We start from the raw sequence: 19,580 nt of genomic DNA, 5'->3' as shown, positions 1-19,580 counted from the left end.
AATTTGCCTGTGCCGCCAAAAGGACATTATCTGGGGTGTGCGCCGCGCGGCGCATAGCGTGTGGGTTCCTTGATGCGATTCAAACATGAAATACATCATTCTGATTTTGCTTATTTTATGCGTCGTCTATGTGCATTACCGCGGACGGGTGCGCTACAACGTGTGGCGACAGCTGTCTGACCATTCCACCTTTACTGCACCGTTGAACGTTTTCATGTATCTGTTTTCCCGTGTGCCGACTACGCCGTACCTGAAGCCGGAGCAGTTCCCTGAGTTGGCGGTACTGCGGGAGAACTGGGAAACCATCCGCGACGAAGGACAGAAGCTGATGGAGATCCAGCAGATCAAGGCGTCCGATCAATTCAACGACGCCGGTTTCAACTCATTCTTCAAGACTGGTTGGAAACGCTTTTATCTTAAATGGTATGAAGACAGCCATCCTTCCGCCATGACCCTGTGCCCGCAGACCACGGAACTGCTGCGCAGCCTGCCTTCGGTCAAGGCGGCGATGTTCGCCGAACTGCCGGACGGCAGCCGGTTGCCGCGCCACCGCGATCCTTACGCCGGTTCGCTGCGTTATCACCTGGGGCTGATTACTCCCAACGATGACCGCTGCTTCATTGAGGTGGACGGCGAACGCTACAGCTGGCGCGACGGTGAAGGCGTGATGTTCGATGAAACCTATCTGCACTATGCGGAAAATCAGAGCGGGCAGAATCGTCTGATCCTGTTCTGCGACATCGAACGGCCGATGCGCTACCGCTGGGCACAGGCGGTTAACCACTGGCTGGGGCGCAATCTGATGAGCGCCGCCACCGCGCCGAACGAAGAGGGCGATCGTACCGGCGGCGTCAACAAGATGTTCAAATACATCTATGCGATACGCCGGGTGGGGAAACGCTTGAAGGCCTGGAACCGCACCGGTTATTACATCATCAAGTGGATTTTGTTCGGGGGGATCGCCGCGGCGATATTCTTCTCGGTATAACGAAGGCAGGGGCGCACAGAGTGCGCCCCTTTTTGATCAGGCGAAGATAGTCATCATGTAGGCGGCGAACAGCGCCAGGTGGGCGGTGCCGTTCAGCACGTTGGTGCGTCCGGTCGAGAACGACAGCTGGCACAGCAGCAGCACCGTCAGCATCACCACGATATGCGGCGTTTGCAGGCCGAAGATCAGCGTCTGCCCGGTCAGGGTGGCGATGATGGTCACCGCCGGCACGGTCAGGGAGATGGTCGCCAGCACCGAACCGAAGAACAGGTTCATGGCGCGTTGCACCTGATTGTTCAACACGGCGCGCAGCGCGCCCAGACCTTCCGGCGACAGGATCAACAGCGCCACCAGGAAACCGGTGAACTGCGCCGGTGCATTCATCTTGGTCAGCAGGCCTTCCAGCGGATTGGCGTTGAACTTGGTGACGGCGATCACTGCGATCAGGTGCACGATGAGCCAGGCGGCGTGCCAGGCGCTGCTGTGCGAAGAGGGCTTGCCGTGATGCGGATCGCCATCGTCGTCTTCATGCTCGTACACGAACAGGCTCTGATGGGTTTTGGTCTGGATCACCAGGAACACGCCATACATGGCGGCGGATATCAACGCCACCAGCAGCGCTTGCCCGGTGCTGAAGTTGCCGCCAGGCAGCGCGCTCGGGAACACCAGCACGATCACCGCCAACGGGAAAATCGCCATCAGATACTGTTTGATGCCGCCGAGGTTGACGTACTGGGTGGCGAACTTGCGCCCGCCGAGGAGCAGCGCGAAACCGACCAGGCCGGCGGAAACGATCATAATGATGGAATACAGCGTGTCGCGCATCAGCGCCGGTGCGGCGTCGCCGGTGGCCATCAGCGCGGAAATCAGGCTGACCTCGAGGATCACCACCGACAGGCTGAGGATCAGCGAGCCGTAGGGTTCGCCCAATCGGTGGGCCAGCACGTCGGCGTGGCGCACCACGCTGAAGGCGCTGCTGAGGATCCCCACCAGCGCGAGAATATTGATGCCGACGATTAGCGGAAAGTTATCGGTGCTACCCCATAGATTTAGCACTACCAACGCGGCGATAGGGAAGATCAGAGAGTATTCGGTGTGGCGAGATTTGGTGGATCGGCCAGGATCGTGTTGCGACTTCATGAGGGTGGCACTCCTTCTCAAACAGCGTAGCCCGTCAGCGCCGGTTGCCGTGATACGGCAACTCTGCGTTTCCAGTAGGTATTTTATATTAGGATACACCCACGGCGCCGGTGTGATGTTGTTTTTATCTGAGAAAGCAATTGCTTGCTTTATGTGATCAGGGTAGCAAAAAAACCGCACGGGGTGCGGTTTTATTTACTTACTTTTACGCAATAACGCCAAGTTTTAACGTTAGATTTGAGAAAAGTCACGTTTACTTGTTTAGTACTCGGTTAATCAAGGAAAATGAGACGATCAGTCGTCAATATTATCCATGATTTCATGCCGTTTATTGTGGTAACCCTCTTCATTTAGCCCCTCACGCCAGTAAGGCACAGCATAAAGACGATTACGATCGCATTGACGTTCACGGCGTAGGTAGCGGCGCAGCTCTACCACCAGGCGATCTTCACCGGCGAGCCAGAAGTGGGTATCGCTCTGCGGCACGGATTGCGCGCGGAACCGAGCGACCAATTCGTCGGTTTTCTCTGTGCCGCCGACAACCCAATTCACCTCAACGCCGGCAGGCTTTTTCAGGTCAATGACGTCAGCGTTGCTGTCGACGCGGACGAAAGCGCGTCCGGCGCTGTGCGGCGGCAGGTTTTCCAACAGCGCGGCCAGCGCAGGCAGTGAGGAGGGATCGCCCGCCAGGGAGTAGAAATCGGCGGCCGGCAGCATCGGTTTGGGGCCGCCTGGGTTGCTGATGCCGATTTTATCGCCGGCTTTCGCCTGGCGCGCAAAGTCGACCGCCGGGCCCTGATGGTCATGAATGGCGAACTCGATGTCCACTTCCGCCAGTTCCGGGCGCACGGCGCGGATGGAATAGGTGCGCACGATCGGGCGTACGGCATCTGCGGCCCAACGCGGGCCGTTTTCGGTCAGCGTCGGCAGGTCCGGCTGCGTCTGGCCGGCGAGCGGCAAAAAGACTTTGATGTGTGCAGCGGCGGCATTGGCCGGGTAGTAACGCAGATCGGGGGCGGTAAAGGTAATGCGGCGCAGGTGCGGCGTAATGTCCTGTACGCGGCTGACGGCGATCAGGTAGGGGGCGCGTGAGCGAGGGGCTTCGGTAGTCACGGGGATCTCCTTATAGTTCGTTTGGCGGTGAGTATAACATGTCGTTTGATAATGAGAATTGTTTGCTAATTGAGACGAAACCGCATGTGGGCTAGGCTTAAGGTTCACTCATCCTGAAAGGGGAGGCCATATGCCCTACCACAGCACGAACGACTTGCCGGACAATGTGAAGCATGTGCTGCCGGAACATGCGCAGGCGATCTATAAAGAAGCGTTCAACAGCGCCTGGCAACAATACCGCGATCCCGATGACCGGCGCGGTGACGACAGCCGTGAAGAGACGGCGCATAAGGTGGCTTGGGCGGCGGTCAAGCAAAGCTATCGTAAGGGCGATGACGAACGTTGGCATAAAAAGTAACGAATTATCACGCAGCAAAAATCGCGCAGACATTATGTGGAGCCCGGCAATTAATATTATTGCTGCTCAGTACAAATACTTTTTCACTTTAACGCCGCTTTGTAACTTGATTGCACGTCAGGAAAAGAATAAGGTCATTCTTATAAGGCGCGGTGATTGAATTAATAAAAATCCGCAGCCGAAAATAAAACATCAAAGGTTCAGCAGTGGCGAGGGAAGGCGAGAAATCGTATTCCCGGGAGGTAATATCAGTGTTAACGCGAGATTTTCTGCAAAAAGCGGATTGCAAAACTGCATTCGGCGCTATTGAGGAGTCGTTGTTGCTGACGCCTGAACAGCGTGCAGCCTCGTTGGATTGCACCTTATCGCGCCGGCCGGGTCACAGCCCCGTATGGATATTCGGTTACGGTTCGCTGATGTGGAACCCGGTTTTCGAATCGGAAGAAGTGCGGCCGGCCAAGCTGCAGGGTTGGCACCGGGCGTTCTGTATGCGCTTGACCGCCGGGCGCGGCACGCTGCATCAGCCGGGGCGCATGCTGGCGTTGAAGGCCGGCGGCCACACTACGGGCCTGGCCTTTCGCTTGCCGGAAAGCAAACTGCGTGAAGAGTTGGAGCTGCTTTGGAAGCGCGAAATGGTGACCGATTGCTACGTGCCGACCTGGTGCGAGCTGGAGTTGGATGGCGGCGAGAAGGTTACTGCGTTGGTATTCGTGATGAACCCGCAGCATCCGCTGTTTGAAGAAGACACCAGCTACCAGGTGATCGCGCCATTGATCGCCAGCGCCAGCGGCCCGCTGGGCACCAACGCGCAATATCTGTTTGCGCTGGATAACGAGTTGAAGCACCACGGCATGCAGGATGATTGCATCGGCGATCTGGTGCGCTGCGTGCAGCAATGGCTGCAGCAGAACCGCACCGGCGGCATCGGCAGTGAGGCCACCGCCTGAGGCTGCTGCGGGAATGCGAACGGTGAGGGGCTCAGCATGCTGAGCCCTTTTTTTATATCTAATGCCTATATTTAATAACTTTAATTTGCACAGTGATTGAAGGCATGTTTTTATTGTGGTTATCTATCCCTTTATTTTTAAAGTCATTCGCTGTTTTTTGTCAGTTTCCCATCCCCTATGCGAAGCAGAATGATCGACTTAGTATTAAATTGCATAAGTAAAGGTTATTTCTTATTTGTTCAGCCCCGCGGGACTCCGTATCAATATGGCTAACGCTACTGGAAGAAACAGGGAGACGGGGATGAACTTTCAACAATTAAAAATTATTCGTGAATCGGCGCGCTGCAACTACAACCTGACCGAGGTCGCCAATACGTTATTTACCTCGCAGTCCGGCGTCAGTCGGCATATTCGCGAGCTGGAAGAAGAGTTGGGCATCGAAATATTCATTCGCCGGGGCAAACGGCTGCTGGGCATGACCGAGCCCGGCAAAGAGCTGCTGGTGGTGGCGGAGCGCATTCTCAACGACGCCAATAACATCCGTCGCCTGGCGGATGTCTTCAGCAGCAACGACTCGGGCCAGCTGCATATTGCGACGACGCACACCCAGGCGCGCTATAGCCTGCCGGGGGTGATCAAAGAGTTTCGCGCGCTTTATCCGCGGGTGCGGGTGGTGCTCAATCAGGGCAGCCCTGAAGAGATCGTCTCGATGTTGGCCGCCGGCGAAGCCGATATCGGCATTGCCAGCGAACGGCTGATGAGCGACGAATCGCTGGCGTCGTTCCCATATTACCGCTGGCATCACACCATTCTGGTGCCGGAAGGGCACGAGTTGACGCGTCAGCCGCAGGTGACGCTGGAGATGCTCAGCACTTTGCCGCTGATCACTTACCGGCAGGGCATTACCGGGCGCGCGAAGCTGGATGCGGCGTTCAAAGCGGCGGGCCTGACCCCGGACATCGCGCTCAGCGCACAAGACTCCGACGTGATTAAAACCTATGTCGAACTGGGATTGGGCGTGGGCGTGCTGGCGGACATGTCGTATGAAAAAGAGCGCGATCGCGGGTTGGTCAGCCTCAACGCCGAGCATTTGTTTGAACCCAATACGGTATGGCTGGGCCTGAAACGCAGCCAGCTGCAGCGCAACTATGCCTGGCGCTTTATCCAACTGTGCAACCCGACGCTGTCGCTGACCGAAATCAAAGACAAGGTCTTCTCGTCGCAGCTGGACGCGGTGATTGATTACCAGATTTAACCGATAAGCGGCAGGCAATTCCTGCCGCGCATTCTGCATTGCCCGCCTAATAATCAAAACCCCATCTATATACATAAAAAGAATATCTATAGTGATTTAAGTACCTTCAGCTGCCGATCGCGCTCGCATACACTCGCAAAATTATTATAAATTCCATCCGCTTGGAGAGTTTCAGATGAAAGCGCTCGTTCCTTCTTTGCTGTTTTTGGCCGTGGCGGCCAGCGTTAACGCACAGGCGGCGACGCCGGCCAACACGTTGGTGATCGCACAGTCTATCGATGACGTGGTCAGCTTTGACCCGGCCCAGGGATTTGAGTTAACCACGGTGCAGTCGTTCAACAGCCTGTATCAACGTTTGATCCAGTCCGATCCGCACAACCCCATCGATCTCAAGCCGACTCTGGCCAGCAGCTGGCAGGCCGGCGCCGATAACCGCAGCCTAACTTTCAGCCTGCGCACGGACGCTAAATTCGCCAGCGGTAACCCGCTGCGGCCGGAGGACGTGATCTTTTCGCTTTCACGGGTGGTGAAATTGAATCTGGAGCCGTCGTTTATCCTGACGCAGCTGGGCTGGAACGCGAAGAACGTGGATCAACACCTGACCAAGGTGGATGACCATACGGTAAAAATCAGCTGGGATGAAAACGTCAGCCCGGCCTTCGTGCTCAGCCTGCTGTCGGCGCCGGTATCCTCGATTGTCGACGCCAAAGAGGCGCTGGCGCACCAGCAGGGCGACGATCTGGGGCACCAATGGTTGAACAGCCACTCCGCCGGCAGCGGCCCTTACAAAATTCGCACCTATGTGCCGCACGAAGTGGTGGTGCTGGACGCGAACCCCGGCTCGCCGGAAGGGGCGCCGACGTTGAAAACCATCCTGATCAAAAACGTGCCCGATCCGGCCGCGCGCCGTTTGCTGATTGAGCAGGGCGATGCCGATATCGCCCGCAACCTGGGGGCGGACCAGATGGCGGCCCTGAAGGGCAAGCCGGGCGTCAAACCGTTGGCCATTCCTTACGCCTCGCTTTATTACCTGCAGTTCAACGCCAAGGCGTCGCCGGTGCTCGGCAACCCGGCGTTTTGGGAGGCGGCGCGCTGGCTGTTCGATTACCAAGGCATCGCCGACGATCTGCTGAAAGGGCAGTTCCAGAGCCATCAGGCATTCCTGCCGGACGGTTATCTGGGCGCGCTCAAGGATCAGCCGTACAGCTTCAATCCACAGAAAGCCAAAGAAATACTGGCCAAAGCGGGGCTGAGCAACGTCAGTTTCCGTCTGGACGTCAACAACCAGCCGCCGTATCTGGATATCGCTCAGGCGTTGCAGGCCAGTTTTGCTCAGGGCGGCGTGAAGGTCGAACTGGTGCCGGGCATCAGCTCGCAGGTCTCCACTAAGGTGAAAACGCTTAACTACGATGCGACGCTGACCTCCTGGGGACCGGATTACTTCGATCCTAACACCAACGCGGCCGCCTTTGCCTACAACCCGGAGGACGGCAGCAAGACGCTGGCCTGGCGAGCCAACTGGCAGATCCCGGCGCTGAGCAAGTTGACGCTGGCCGCCACTGCAGAAAACGACACCGCCAAACGGGTGGCCGACTACCAGCAACTGCAGAAAGAGGTGCAGCAAAGCTCGCCGTTTGTCATCGGCCTGCAGGCGCGCAGCCTGATCGCAGTGCGTGACAACCTTAAGGGCTATGTGCAGGGCATCAACCCTGACATGGTGTTCTACAGCAAGGTCAGCAAGTAATGGCTGCTGACCTGTCCGCCAGCGCCGGGGCGGCCCGGCGGTATTGGCGCTGGGGCGGGCGGCTGCTCGGCGGCGCGCTGTCGCTGGCGTTAACGCTGCTCGGTCTGCTGCTGTTCACCTTCATGCTGTCGCACCTGGCGCCGATCGATCCGGCGCTGCAGGTGGCGGGCGATCACGCCAGCGAAGCCACCTATGCGCAGGTGCGGCACGAGCTGGGGCTGGATCAGCCTCTGCCGGTGCAATTTTGGCGCTATCTGGTGCACCTGGCGCATGGCGATCTGGGTATTTCGCGCATCACCGCCCAGCCGGTGTTGAGCGATCTGCTGCGTACCTTCCCGGCGACGGTGGAACTGGCCACCTGCGCCATTATCCTCGGCGCTCTCGGCGGCATTACGCTGGCGTTTCTGGCGGTGCTCAAACCGGGCAGTTGGCTGGATAACGCGGCGCGCTTGCTGTCGCTGATCGGTTATTCGGTGCCGATTTTCTGGTTGAGCCTGCTCGGGCTACTGCTGTTCTACGCCACGCTGCACTGGTCGGCGGGGCCGGGGCGGCTGGATGACATTTACTTGTACAGCATGGAGCCGCGTACGGGTTTCGTGTTGATTGACAGCTGGCTGTCCGGCGATCGCGAAATGTTCTACAACGCCATCAGCCACCTGTGGCTGCCGGTGGTGGCGCTGGCGCTGCTGTCGATGGCGGGTATCACCCGGCTGCTGCGCGCGGCGATGCTGGAAGAATGCAACAAGGAATACGTGACGCTGGCGCGCTCCAAGGGCGCCGGCCGCCTGCGCATTCTGCTGCGCCATGTGTTCCCCAACGTGCTGGGCACGCTGATCACCGTACTGTCTCTCTCCTACGCCAGCCTGCTCGAGGGCGCGGTATTGACCGAAACGGTGTTCGCCTGGCCCGGCGTCGGGCGTTACCTGACCTCGGCGCTGTTTGCCGCCGACACGCCGGCGATCCTCGGCGCCACGCTGCTGATCGGCACCTGTTTCGTGCTGTTGAATGCGCTGGCTGACGCCTTGACCTATTTAGTGGATCCGCGAACCCGATGAGCCAATATCTCTCTGAACACGAACCGCAAAGCGAGCCGGCCGTCGGTTACCGCCGCGGTCGGCGCCTGACCACGCTGACGCTGGGCGCGGCGCTGGTGGCGATCCTGATCGTCACCGCGCTGCTGGCTCCGTGGCTGGCGCCTTTCGATCCCAATCTGCAGCATATCGAGCTGCGGTTACTGCCGCCTTCCGCCGCACATTGGCTGGGCACCGACGGCTTCGGCCGCGACTTGCTCTCCCGCGTGATTTACGGCGCACGGCCGACGTTGATCCTGGTGTCGTTGATTCTGGTGTTGACCATTCCCATTGGTCTGCTGGTCGGCATTTGCGCCGGTTATCTCGGCGGCTGGGTAGAGCGTATTTTGATGCGTCTGACCGACATTTTCCTGTCGTTGCCGAGCCTGGTGATCGCGCTGGCGTTCGTGGCGGTCATGGGGCCGGGGCTGATGAACGGCGCGCTGGCGTTGGCATTGACCAGCTGGCCGGCCTTTGCCCGCCAAGCGCGGGCCGAAACCCTGGCGCTGCGCCGCAGCGACTACCTGGCGGCAGCGCGTATGCAGGGCATCAACGGGCTGCGGCTGATGGTCGGCCACATTTTGCCTTTATGCCTGCCGAGCGCGGTGGTGCGCGCGGCGTTGAGTCTGGGCGGCATCATCTTGTCCGCCGCCGGTCTGGGGTTCCTCGGCATGGGCGTCGCGCCGCCGACCGCCGAATGGGGATCGATGGTGGCGGAAGGCAGTAAAGTGATTTTCGACCAATGGTGGGTCGCCGCCGCACCGGGCGGGGCGATCCTGTTCGCCAGCCTGGCGTTTAACCTGCTGGGCGATGGCCTGCGCGACAAAATGGATCCTCGTCATGGGCACTGATAACACCTTATTGACCGTTGAACGTTTGGCGATCGGCGTGCCGGGGCCGCAGCCGGTGGCGCTGGTGAAGAATATTTCGTTCAGCATGGGGCGGGAGCGACTGGCGCTGGTCGGTGAGTCCGGCTCCGGCAAATCGTTGACCGCGCGTGCGCTGATGGGGCTATTGCCGCCGCCGTTGCAGCTGCAGGCGCAGCGCCTGACGTTGGGCGATGAAGACTTGACGCGCCTGAGCGAACGCCAGTGGAGCCGCCTGCGCGGCGACCGGGTGGCGATGGTGATGCAAGATCCCAAACATGCGCTGAATCCCAATCAGCCGATCGGCCGTCAGGTGGAGGAACCGCTGGTGCTGCATGCCAAGCTAAGCCGCGCCGAGCGGCGTGAAAAAGTGCTGGATATGTTGGCGGCGGTGGGGTTGCCCGATCCGGCGGCGCTGTGTGGCCGTTATCCGCATCAGCTCTCCGGCGGGATGGGGCAGCGGGTGATGCTGGCCATTGCGTTGATCAACGATCCGCAGCTGTTGATTGCCGATGAACCCACGTCGGCGCTGGATCACCAGATGCGCGATCAGGTGCTGCAACTGATAGACAATCTGGTGGCGCAACGCAACATGGGGCTGATCCTGATCAGCCACGATTTGCAGCAGGTGGCGCACCACTGCGAGCGGGTGCTGGTGATGTACAAAGGCGAGCTGTTGGATCAACTGCCGGCAGCAGAGCTGGCGCAGGCCACGCACCCTTATACTCGCACGCTGTGGGCGTGTCGGCCGAGCCGCGAGACGCGCGGCAAACCGCTGCCGGTACTGGACCGCGCGCTGTTGGAGACGTTGAAATGAGCGTAATTGCACTGGAGAACCTCAGCGTCAGTCACCGTCAGGGCTATGAACAGCGCACCGTGGTGCACGACGTTAACCTGCGCATCGAACCGGGCGAGTGTTTCGGCCTGGTGGGGCCTTCCGGCTGCGGCAAGTCCTCGTTGCTGTGGGTGCTGGCCGGGCTGAACGACAGCTGGCGCGGCGGTTTTGAACTGCTCGGGCGGCAGCTACAACCGGGGCAGGCATTTACCGGCGAACTGCGGCGCGAGGTGCAGATGGTGTTTCAAGATCCCTATGCTTCGCTACACCCTAAACACCGGCTGTTGCGTACGCTGTCGGAACCGCTAAAACTGCTGCAGGAAAGCGACATCGAACGCAAAATCGGCGCGGGCTTTCGCCAGGTGGGGTTGGATCCGCGCCTGCTGGATCGCTATCCGCATCAGCTGTCGGGCGGGCAGCGGCAGCGCGTGGCGATCGTGCGCGCATTGTTGCTGCGGCCGAAGCTGTTGCTGCTGGATGAGCCGACCTCGGCGCTGGACATGTCGGTGCAGGCGGAAATCCTTAACCTGCTTAACGAGCTGAAACAGGCGGGCGATCTGACTATGGTGCTGGTCAGCCACGATGCGGACGTGATTGACCACATGTGCGATCGTTCGGTGGCAATGGCGCACGGCCGCATCATCGTTTGACCCTATGCCCGCCAACGTGGCGGGCATATCCATCTTGGTCATAAATAAAGCAATTTATCGTCGTTCTTCTGTTAATTCTTACCCTCTACACTCGTCAAACAGCGCAACCGCGTGATTGTGGAGAGTGTATCTATGAAACGGTTAATCCCAACCTTGTTGTATGGCGCGCTGGCGGCCGCTTTCGGTGCGCAGGCCGCCACCCCGCAGGATACCTTGGTGGTGGTCAGTTCGCTGGAGGGCATTATCAGCCTCGATCCGGCGGAGAGCTTTGAAACCGTCAGCTCGGCCAATCTGGTCAACCTCTATCAGCGCCTGGTGGCGCCGGATCGCGCCGCGCCGCAAAAGCTGGCGCCGGACGCCGCAGGCAGTTGGCAGGCGGGCGCCGATGGCCACAGCCTGACCTTTACCCTGAAACCGCAGCAACGTTTTGCTTCCGGCAATCCGCTGCGGCCTGAAGACGTGATTTTCTCGCTGGTGCGTGCGGTAAAGCTGAACAAGGCGCCGTCGTTTATTCTCGGTGAGTTTGGCTGGACGCCGGATAACGTTGAGCAGCAGCTGAAGAAGGTGGGGGATAACCAGGTGCAACTCACTTGGCCCGCCAACATCGGCAGCGAGCTGGCGCTGCGGCTGCTGACGGCGAACGTGGCTTCGATCGTGGATGAGAAGCTGCTGAACGAGCACGCGCAGCAGGGGGACTACGGTAACGCCTGGCTGCGCAGCCATTCCGCCGGCGGCGGCCCGTATCGGGTAAATAACTATGTGCCGCATGAGGCGCTGCTGTTTGGCCGCAACGATTACGCGCCGTCGCCGGCAAGGTTGAAAACGGTGCTATTCAAGAACGTCAGCGACGCCGGCACCCGCCGTTTGCTGTTGCTGAAGGGGGATGCCGACGTGGCCTACGATCTGGGCGCCGACCAGTTCGACTCGCTGCGCAACGCGCCGGGCGTGCGCATCGAACAGGCCGATGCGCCCCGGATCTATTACCTCGGTTTCAACACCGGCAGCAAAGACAATCCGGCGCTGGGCAATCCGGCGTTGTGGCAGGCCGCGCGCTGGCTGGTGGATTATCAGAGCATCGCCGAGCAGCTGCTGAAAGGGCAATATCGCGTGCATCAGGCCTTCTTGCCGCAGGGATTGGACGGCGCGCTCGACGATCGGCCATTTAAGCTCGACGTAGACAAAGCCAAACAGATCCTGCGCGATGCCGGCATCGCTGAAGGTACGCGCATCGATCTTATCGTCATCAACCAACCGCCGTATACCGACATCGCGCAGGCGCTGCAGGCCAGTTTTGCGCAGGCCGGACTGCGGTTGGATATCCATCCGGTGGTGGAAAGCGATCTGTGGGGCAAGATGCGCGGCCGCGATTTTCAGGCGATCTTCACCTACTGGGGCGCCGACTACCTGGATCCGAACACCAACGCCAGTGCCTTTGCTTACAACGTGTCAGGCGGGCCGAAAACCTTGGCCTGGCGCACCCAGTGGGGCATTCCCGCCATCAGCGCGGAAACGCGTGCCGCGGCTGCGGAAGGGAATAGCGCCGCGCGCAGCGCACGCTACGTCACGTTGCAACGGGAATTACAGGCCAGTTCGCCCTATGTGGTGGCGCTGCAGGGGCAAACGCTGGTGGCATTGCGGGACAATGTCGAAGGTGCCCGGCTGGATATCGCCAACAGCATGTTGTATCTGGATCGGGTCAGTAAGTGACGGCAACGCCGTGCGCCTGGCCGAGCTTTCTGTCGCGCCATAGGCCGACAGCGCGTGAAATCGCTTGCTGTTGCCACCACGAATCGTGAAATGTTGTGTCAGGGTGAAATAAAATGAAATTTCATAACGTGCTCATATGACGGTGATAGATTGGCTTCGAAAGGCGGCGTTGTTTACGCCTTTCACCGCGGTCGTCCGCAATGATGCGGACACATCACGTCAGGAGAGATTATGGACAATAACGAAAAGGCTTCAGCAGCGCGCGCAGCAACCTTGCTTGCCACCGGTGAGGTGGTTACGCCGGAACAGTTTTATCAGGACAGCGACGGAAGCAACTGGGGGCCGGCGATCAACAAAGCGGCGGCGGCGGCGCTGCAAGCCGGCGGTACGTTGTCCCTGGGGAAGCGGGTGTATACGGTCGCCGGACACGTACTCATTCAGACGACAACGGACATCTACGGCGGCATCGGTTTACGGGTGGTCGGATTGGGGCGGGCGACCAAAATTGTCAAGACGGCAGACAGCAGTTACACCAACGAACAGGGCGAAACGAAGAAAGCGGTGATCGTGGTGAAAGGCTTCGCCAATCTGACGCTGCACGGCTTGACGTTGCGGGATGATACCGGCGTAGACGACACCCACGGCGTGTGGTTCAGCGACCGCAATATGACGAAGTTTGATATTCGCGACATTTACACCAAGGTCGGCGGTTATTCGCTGTTTGTCTCGGGCGACATGTTCATCAACTGGCTGGTGAACGTGCAGATGGAGGCAAACGCCAATCGCCTGGGCGATGGGGTGCTGTGGATGGACAAGTCTGGCACCACCAATTTTATAGACGGCCTCTACGCCGCTCGCGCCAAGGGTACGGCGTTCAGAATTTCAGGGTTTTACTCTACTATCGGCTCGTTGGCTGCGGATGACTGCATCGGCGATATCTACTCTTTCAAAGATTTTAACGGCACGATCAATTCGTTGGGTTGCGAGAACCGCAACACGCGGCGCGCCGCCAATGTCAGCGTGCTGTCCACCAACTTTGCTCAAGGCACGATAGGCAATATCAATATCCAGGACGCGCAGAATGTGGAGAGCGGGGGCGTGTTGTGCCGATTCATCAACGAATCTCGTTGGGATATCGGTCAGTTGACTCTTTACAGCGGTTCTAAGACGCCTTTCCCGGTGGCGATCGCTGCCTGCAGCAACAATACCGAGGTAACCTTCAGTAACGTATACAACGGCGGCGTCCCGGTGGCCGGCAAAAGCACCGTCGATGTGACGTCGTTTTTAAGCGGGGTTGAAGCGATGTACAGCCTGGGCGAGCGGGGAATTGCCCCTTCCGCCACCAGCAATCATTTGCCGCGCAATATCTCGAAACAGCCATCGTGGACTTTTTTAGGCACCCTGACCGCGCCGGATCGGCAGCCTACAACGCGCATTACTCTTCAACAGGGCGTAAGCACCAAGGTGCTGGCGTGCGATTTATACATCACGTTCGATCTGTCTTCGCAGGCGACCGCTTTTGTCGTCAATAAAGGCAGCTATAGTGCGAAAGGCGCCTTTATGTTGCGGCGCTCCGGGCCGTTGAGCTGCGAAATATATTACCGCGTCGAGAAAGATTTCGGCTTTGGCAGTTATCAGGTGCAGACTACGCGCGGCAGCTACTGGCGGCCGGACGGCGTTTCGTTGAGCACGCCGCCCTCCGACGCATTGGAAATCCGCAGCGATGAGGTGTTATCCACGACCAGATTTGCGGTGATCCAACCACTGGCCAATCCGACAACGGCCAGCACGGCAGAAGTGGCCGGATTGCTCAATAGGCTGATCGAGACCCTGAAGAACTAACCGAACAACGCCGGCGCGTTCTGGCCGGCGTCCATCAAGAGCAGCAGCCAGCCGGCGGCCACCAAGGCGATGCCGAAAGGTTGCGGCGTTCGCCAGGCGCGACGGTTGCGTCGGCCGCGCGCCAATGCCATGCCTAATCCGAACATTGCCGCCAGGCAGACCAGCAGCGGCAACATCGTCCAACCGAGCCAGGCGCCCAGTGCCGCCAGCAGTTTGAAATCGCCCTGGCCAATGCCGTTGCGCCGCCGCACCTGTCGATAAAGCGCGTTGAGCAGCCACAATGCCCCGTAACCGGCCACGGCGCCGAGAACCGCGTCGTCAAGCGTTGCCCAGCGAGCGTCAAGATTGCACAGCAGCCCGCCCCACAGCAGCGGCTGGGTTAGCCGGTCCGGCAGCCACCGGTGACGTCCGTCTAGCCAGGCCAGGGCGATCAGCAGTGCCGCGGCCGGCGGTAACCACAGCCGGTGTGCTGCCGGCAGGTCGAAGGGCAACGCCGTCAACGCCAAACCCAGGGCCGTTAGCAGCAGGCTGCGGCGGCGCAATCTCGGCGGGCTGGCGCGCACGGCCGCCGTTCGCTCCAAGCGGGTGATGAGCGCGAAGGCGACCAGACCCGCCGACAGCAGCGCGGTGAAAAACAGCGCGTGCCACAGTGAGGAAATAAACATCAAGGCTCCGCCAGTCGTGAAACAGATGTTTAAAATAACGGCAAAATGCATATTTCATCGGGGTGAAATGCGGTGGATTGTGAGGAATGCGCAGTCGTACACATCACCACTTTACGTATTGCAGAGTGATACAATGCCTTGCGCGGTGGCGCTCAGCAGTGGTGTGCTGTGCTTTTTATCGGCAAAATCGACGCTAAAATGCGGTGAATTCATTTGGCGGCGGGAATGGATCGGTAAATGGTGCAAGTGACGCTGTCACTGAAGCGCGATTGGGGTTTATCCTATTGTTTCTGCTCGTCAAGCCGTTAGGCTTTAAGAGAGAGGCGTCCCCGCCAGGCCGGGACGTAATGTTTTTCAGATCTGCCGTGGGAAAGGCGGCAGCAAAGCAGTGGGTTGGCATGCTCCAGGAGGGAGGGAGGCCAACGGTGTCATGAAAGACGTGATTCAGGCAATACTTATCAAGACCAAAAAACGATTCTGGCGCCGACGCCAGACGGCGTGGCTGGCCGGGCCACTGGTGTGGCTGGCCGGCGCAGCGGCCGCGTGCGCCGAATCCCCGCCGGCGCCGGACAGCGTCATCTCTTCTGAACAGGCCGCCGCGGACCCGGCCGCGAATTTGCCGGAGTTGGGCGGTGCGCCCGACGATGCCGCGCGCGAGAAGCAGTGGGCCGAGATGGCCAAGCAACTCGGCGAAAAAGAGTTGAACAACGTTTCACGTCAACAGATGCGCAGCCGCGCCGAAGATTATTTGCTGGGCCAGGCGACCGGTGCGCTGCAGCAACAGGCGCAGGAGCTGTTGTCGCCGTTGGGTACCGCCAGGCTATCGCTGAAGATGAGCGGCGAGGGGGACTTTACCGGCAGCAACGGGCAGTTATTCAGCCCGCTGTACGACGTCGACGGATTGTTGACCTACAGCCAGATCGGCTGGCTGCAGCAAAGCGCCGGGGCGCTTGGCAATTTCGCGCTGGGGCAACGCTGGATCGCCGGCGACTGGCTGCTGGGGTACAACACGGCGCTCGACAGCGATTTTGCTCGGCAGCGCAATAGAGGCAGCGTCGGTGCGGAAGCCTGGGGGGATTATCTGCGTTTCTCCACCAACTATTACTACCCGCTGTCGGCGTTGTCGCAACAGCCCGGCGATGGGGTATTTTTCAGCCGTCCGGCGCGCGGTTACGACATCACGACGCAAGGTTATCTGCCGTTTTATCGCCAGATCGGCGGTTCGCTCAGTTATGAGCAGTATCTGGGCGATAATGTCGATCTGTTCGGCAGCGGCAAAAAACAAAACGATCCGCGCGCGATGCAGCTGGGGCTCAATTACACTCCGGTGCCGCTGGTGACGATGAAGGCACTGCATAAGATTGGCGCGGGCGGGCAGAGCCAGGATCAGGTCGAACTGGCGCTGAGCTATCGGCTCGGGGTACCGCTGGTGAAGCAGATTTCGCCGGAGTATGTGGCGCAGGCCAAGTCGCTGCGCGGCAGCCGCTACGATCCTATCGAACGCAAGAACGTGCCGGTGCTGGAGTTCCGTCAGCGCAAGTCGCTGCAGGTGTTCCTGGCTACGCCGCCGTGGAGCCTGCAAGCGGGGGAAACCGTGCCGCTGGTGCTGGAAATCAAGGCGCTGAACGGCATCACTCACGTCAGTTGGCAGGGGGATACGCAGGCGCTGAGCCTGACGCCGCCGCACAACGCCAACGATCCGCAGGGCTGGACAGCGATCGTGCCGCCGTGGGACGACGCGCCGGACGCCGCCAACAGCTACCGGCTATCGGTCACGCTGGAGGATGATAAACAGCAGCGCGTGACGTCCAACTGGATAGAGCTGAAAGTGGCGCCGCCGCTGACGGCAACCGCCGGCGATGACGCGGGCCTGCCGCCGATCAAAACCCTGACGCCACCGCTGATCCCGGCGCAAACCGGGCCGCTGTACGGCGGCGATTAACCGTTTTTGCCCTGCAGCACCCATACGGCGGCCTCGACGCGGGATTTTAGCTTCATCTTTTTCAGCAGGTGTTTGACGTGTACCTTGACGGTGCTTTCAGTGATGGTCAGGCGACGGGCGATCAGCTTGTTTGGCAGCCCTTGGGCGATCAGCTTCAGGATATCTCGTTCCCGCGGCGTTAGTTGCTGAATATCACGATCGGCGCTGGGGCGGTTTTCCCGCAGGCTGGCGGCGAGGATCGGCGTCAGCGCTTCGCTCAGTACCATCTGCCCGGCTGCCGCCTGATGCAGCGCCTTCAGCAGATCCTCCGGCTCCATGTCTTTCAACAGATAGCCGTCGGCGCCGCGTTTGAGCGCGCTGACGACGTCATCTTCATGGTTGGACACGCTGAACACCACGATGCGCCCTGACAGGTCGGTTTGGCGCAGACGATCCAGCGTTTCCAGCCCGTTGATGCCGGGCATGTTCAGGTCGAGCAGGATCAGATCCGGATCGTGCTGCTCCGCCAGCGTGACCCCTTGTTCACCGTTGCTGGCTTCGGCAATGACCTGCAGACGAGCGTCCATGCCAATCAGCTGTTTTACGCCGTTGCGCAGCATCGGGTGGTCGTCGATCAGTAAGATGGTGGCGGCGGTTTCTGTCGTCATGGTGTCTCCGTTAGTCGATGGCGTGGTTATCTGGCGTGAAGCTGACCCGCACCTCAGTGCCGCCGCCGCTGCGCGGTAAAATGTCGCAGCGGCCGTGCAGGCTCTTGGCGCGATCGCGCATGATGATCAAGCCGTAATGGTCGGGGCGAGACGTCTCGGCCGGCAGGCCGCGTCCGTTGTCGCAGACGCTTAGGGTCACTTCGCCCCGTTTATTGATGACCTGAATGCTCACCTCACTGGCGGCGGCATGCTTAAGGATGTTGCTGAGCGCCTCGCGGGCGATCTGCAGCAGGTGAATGGCCTGATAGGCCGGAACCGTGCGTGGCCCCAGTTGGTAATCGAGGCTGATGGTCAGGCCCAGCTTGGGATTGAACTCCGCCACCGTCGATTGCAGCGCCGCCAGCAGGCCCGGTTCGGTCAGCTGCAGGCGGAAGGTGGTCAACAACTCGCGCAGCTGGCGATAGGCGCCGTTCAGCTCTTCACGCATCTGTTGCACCAGCGCCTGGCTGGCCGAAGAGAGCGTTTCGCCCTGCATCTGCAGACAGGCGATCTGCATTTTCAGGCAGGAGAGCGATTGGGCGATGGAGTCGTGCAGCTCGCGGGCGATCGCCGCCCGCTCCTCCATCAGCATCAGCTGCTGTTGGTGGTCGACCTGACGCTCGATGGCCAGCACGCTGGTCAGCTGTTCCACCAGGGTATTGATCAGTTGGCGATGTTCATCGTTCAGCGGTTGCTGCGGCGCATGCTGTGCCACGATCACGCCGTAGTCGCCGAGCTTGTCGCTCAGGCTCCAGCTCAGCGACGGATTGTCGGGATGCTGGCGATCGCTGTCGTTCAGGCAGGCGCTGCACACCGGGTTATGGCAATGCTCCGGCCTTAGCGGTTGGTTGCCGCTCAGCTGCAGCAGCGGTTCCCGGCTGTCGTTTTCATACAGCCGCACCTGAATGGCGCGCAACGGCGTCAGGGTTTGCAGTTGGTTGAGCAGCGGCGTCAGGCGGCTGCACAACGGCTCGCTGGCGTGCAGCTGGCGGCTGGCGCGGTAGAGGAAGCTCAGCACCTGATTTTTCTGCTGCAGGTCGGCGGTCTTCTCGGCCACGCGCTGCTCCAGCCCACTGTAGGTCGCCGACAGCTCGTCGGACATGGTGTTCAATGCGCCGCCAAGCGACGCCATTTCATCCTGGTGGCCGCGTTGTGCATAGCGGCGGCTAAAATCGCCGCGGCCTACCGCCAAGGCCATCTCCACCAGTTGCCGCCACGGATGCAGCAACCGGCGCCGCAGGTAGCAGGTGGTGCCGATCAACAGCAGCAGGGTCAGCGCGATGAAGCCGGCCTGCACCAGCGTCACCATCAGCAGGCGGCGCTCGGTTTGCCTGTCGATATCCGAGACCAGCTTGTCCAGCAGCTGCACGAAGTGCGCCACCTGCGGGGCGGCATCGGCCGGGCGCTGCGCGCTGCGCAGGCGAGGTTGCAGAGTCTGTTGCCAGTAATCACGCAAGGCGTCGAACGGTTGCGTCAACCCTTCCTGCTCCACCGAACGCTGCAGATCGGGGCTGTTTTCGTCGCGCTCCAGTTCGCGGATCAACGTTTCATGCCGTTCATCCAGCGGCACCTGCGCCAGCAGTCGGTAGCTTTGCATACGCAGCGAGCCGGCTTTGTTGATGGCATGCGCGTTGCCCTGAATGCTTTGCGACATCCAGGCGGAAATCCCCATGCCGGCCACGCCCAGAATGCCCGACAGCAACATCAGCAGGGCGACCTGATTCACGATCGAAAGCGGGGCCAACAGGCGTTTCATAAGCGCGGGTTCCTGG

General features: G+C 60.0%; 17 protein-coding genes. 12 read left to right on the top strand and 5 right to left on the bottom strand.

Going from position 1 to position 19,580, the window contains the following annotated elements:
- Positions 1-85 precede the first annotated feature (85 nt).
- Entirely contained in the window at positions 86-988 is a 903-nt protein-coding gene (gene lpxO, locus GUC32_RS14425; protein ID WP_025303230.1) for a lipid A hydroxylase LpxO, read from the top strand.
- A 36-nt stretch (positions 989-1,024) separates the two neighbouring features.
- Here the strand turns inward: lpxO and chaA are convergent, their stop codons facing one another.
- Both chaA and GUC32_RS14415 read right to left on the bottom strand, forming a co-directional pair.
- Complete coding sequence (gene chaA / locus GUC32_RS14420) at positions 1,025-2,128, bottom strand: sodium-potassium/proton antiporter ChaA (RefSeq protein WP_025303229.1); 1,104 nt, start codon at positions 2,126-2,128, stop codon at positions 1,025-1,027.
- A gap of 294 nt (positions 2,129-2,422) precedes the next feature.
- On the bottom strand, positions 2,423-3,241 hold the full coding sequence (locus tag GUC32_RS14415) for a siderophore-interacting protein (RefSeq protein WP_025303228.1): 819 nt from the start codon (positions 3,239-3,241) through the stop codon (positions 2,423-2,425).
- Positions 3,242-3,371: 130 nt separating this feature from the next.
- Between GUC32_RS14415 and chaB the strand changes: the two genes are divergently transcribed.
- The 10 genes from chaB (at position 3,372) to GUC32_RS14365 (ending at position 14,515) form a co-directional block, all read left to right on the top strand.
- Positions 3,372-3,599 (top strand): putative cation transport regulator ChaB, encoded by a 228-nt coding sequence (gene chaB / locus GUC32_RS14410; RefSeq protein ID WP_025303227.1) that lies wholly within the window; start codon positions 3,372-3,374, stop codon positions 3,597-3,599.
- A 251-nt stretch (positions 3,600-3,850) separates the two neighbouring features.
- Positions 3,851-4,546, top strand: coding sequence for a gamma-glutamylcyclotransferase (locus GUC32_RS14405; RefSeq protein ID WP_025303226.1), 696 nt, complete (start codon positions 3,851-3,853; stop codon positions 4,544-4,546).
- 301 nt (positions 4,547-4,847) lie between these two features.
- Positions 4,848-5,801: an HTH-type transcriptional regulator Cbl gene (cbl, locus tag GUC32_RS14400; protein ID WP_025303225.1), complete on the top strand. Its 954-nt coding sequence runs from the start codon at positions 4,848-4,850 to the stop codon at positions 5,799-5,801.
- 175 nt (positions 5,802-5,976) lie between these two features.
- Complete coding sequence (locus GUC32_RS14395) at positions 5,977-7,545, top strand: ABC transporter substrate-binding protein (protein WP_261456439.1); 1,569 nt, start codon at positions 5,977-5,979, stop codon at positions 7,543-7,545.
- Positions 7,545-8,600 carry an ABC transporter permease gene (locus tag GUC32_RS14390; protein WP_025303223.1) on the top strand — a complete coding sequence of 352 codons (1,056 nt, stop codon included), beginning with the start codon at positions 7,545-7,547 and terminating at the stop codon, positions 8,598-8,600. Before GUC32_RS14395 ends, GUC32_RS14390 begins: the two co-directional genes overlap by 1 nt.
- Positions 8,597-9,466: an ABC transporter permease gene (locus GUC32_RS14385; RefSeq protein WP_016927339.1), complete on the top strand. Its 870-nt coding sequence runs from the start codon at positions 8,597-8,599 to the stop codon at positions 9,464-9,466. Before GUC32_RS14390 ends, GUC32_RS14385 begins: the two co-directional genes overlap by 4 nt.
- The gene (locus GUC32_RS14380) at positions 9,456-10,298 is read left to right on the top strand and encodes an ABC transporter ATP-binding protein (protein ID WP_025303222.1); all 843 of its coding nucleotides are present in this window, start codon (positions 9,456-9,458) and stop codon (positions 10,296-10,298) included. Before GUC32_RS14385 ends, GUC32_RS14380 begins: the two co-directional genes overlap by 11 nt.
- Positions 10,295-10,966 (top strand): ABC transporter ATP-binding protein, encoded by a 672-nt coding sequence (locus GUC32_RS14375; protein ID WP_043138574.1) that lies wholly within the window; start codon positions 10,295-10,297, stop codon positions 10,964-10,966. Before GUC32_RS14380 ends, GUC32_RS14375 begins: the two co-directional genes overlap by 4 nt.
- A gap of 132 nt (positions 10,967-11,098) precedes the next feature.
- Entirely contained in the window at positions 11,099-12,673 is a 1,575-nt protein-coding gene (locus GUC32_RS14370; RefSeq protein WP_025303220.1) for an ABC transporter substrate-binding protein, read from the top strand.
- Positions 12,674-12,904: 231 nt separating this feature from the next.
- Positions 12,905-14,515 carry a hypothetical protein gene (locus GUC32_RS14365; protein ID WP_369435293.1) on the top strand — a complete coding sequence of 537 codons (1,611 nt, stop codon included), beginning with the start codon at positions 12,905-12,907 and terminating at the stop codon, positions 14,513-14,515.
- On the opposite strand, the gene GUC32_RS14360 is transcribed toward GUC32_RS14365, so the two are convergent.
- Complete coding sequence (locus GUC32_RS14360) at positions 14,512-15,180, bottom strand: A24 family peptidase (RefSeq protein ID WP_060433327.1); 669 nt, start codon at positions 15,178-15,180, stop codon at positions 14,512-14,514. The two genes, GUC32_RS14365 and GUC32_RS14360, sit on opposite strands and share 4 nt — an antisense overlap.
- A 430-nt stretch (positions 15,181-15,610) precedes the next feature.
- On the opposite strand from GUC32_RS14360, the gene GUC32_RS14355 reads away from it, so the two are divergent.
- Positions 15,611-17,122, top strand: coding sequence for a YchO/YchP family invasin (locus GUC32_RS14355; protein ID WP_154618032.1), 1,512 nt, complete (start codon positions 15,611-15,613; stop codon positions 17,120-17,122).
- Here the strand turns inward: GUC32_RS14355 and narL are convergent.
- Both narL and narX read right to left on the bottom strand, forming a co-directional pair.
- Positions 17,119-17,769: a two-component system response regulator NarL gene (gene narL, locus GUC32_RS14350; RefSeq protein WP_025303216.1), complete on the bottom strand. Its 651-nt coding sequence runs from the start codon at positions 17,767-17,769 to the stop codon at positions 17,119-17,121. The two genes, GUC32_RS14355 and narL, sit on opposite strands and share 4 nt — an antisense overlap.
- A gap of 10 nt (positions 17,770-17,779) precedes the next feature.
- Positions 17,780-19,564, bottom strand: a complete 1,785-nt coding sequence (gene narX / locus GUC32_RS14345) for a nitrate/nitrite two-component system sensor histidine kinase NarX (protein ID WP_060433324.1) — start codon at positions 19,562-19,564, stop codon at positions 17,780-17,782.
- Between the last annotated feature and the right edge of the window lie 16 nt (positions 19,565-19,580).

Source organism: Serratia sp. NGAS9 (assembly GCF_009905295.1).
In the GTDB taxonomy this organism is placed as follows: Bacteria; Pseudomonadota; Gammaproteobacteria; order Enterobacterales; family Enterobacteriaceae; genus Serratia; species Serratia bockelmannii.
This window is presented reverse-complemented; position numbering and strand designations above follow the sequence as displayed.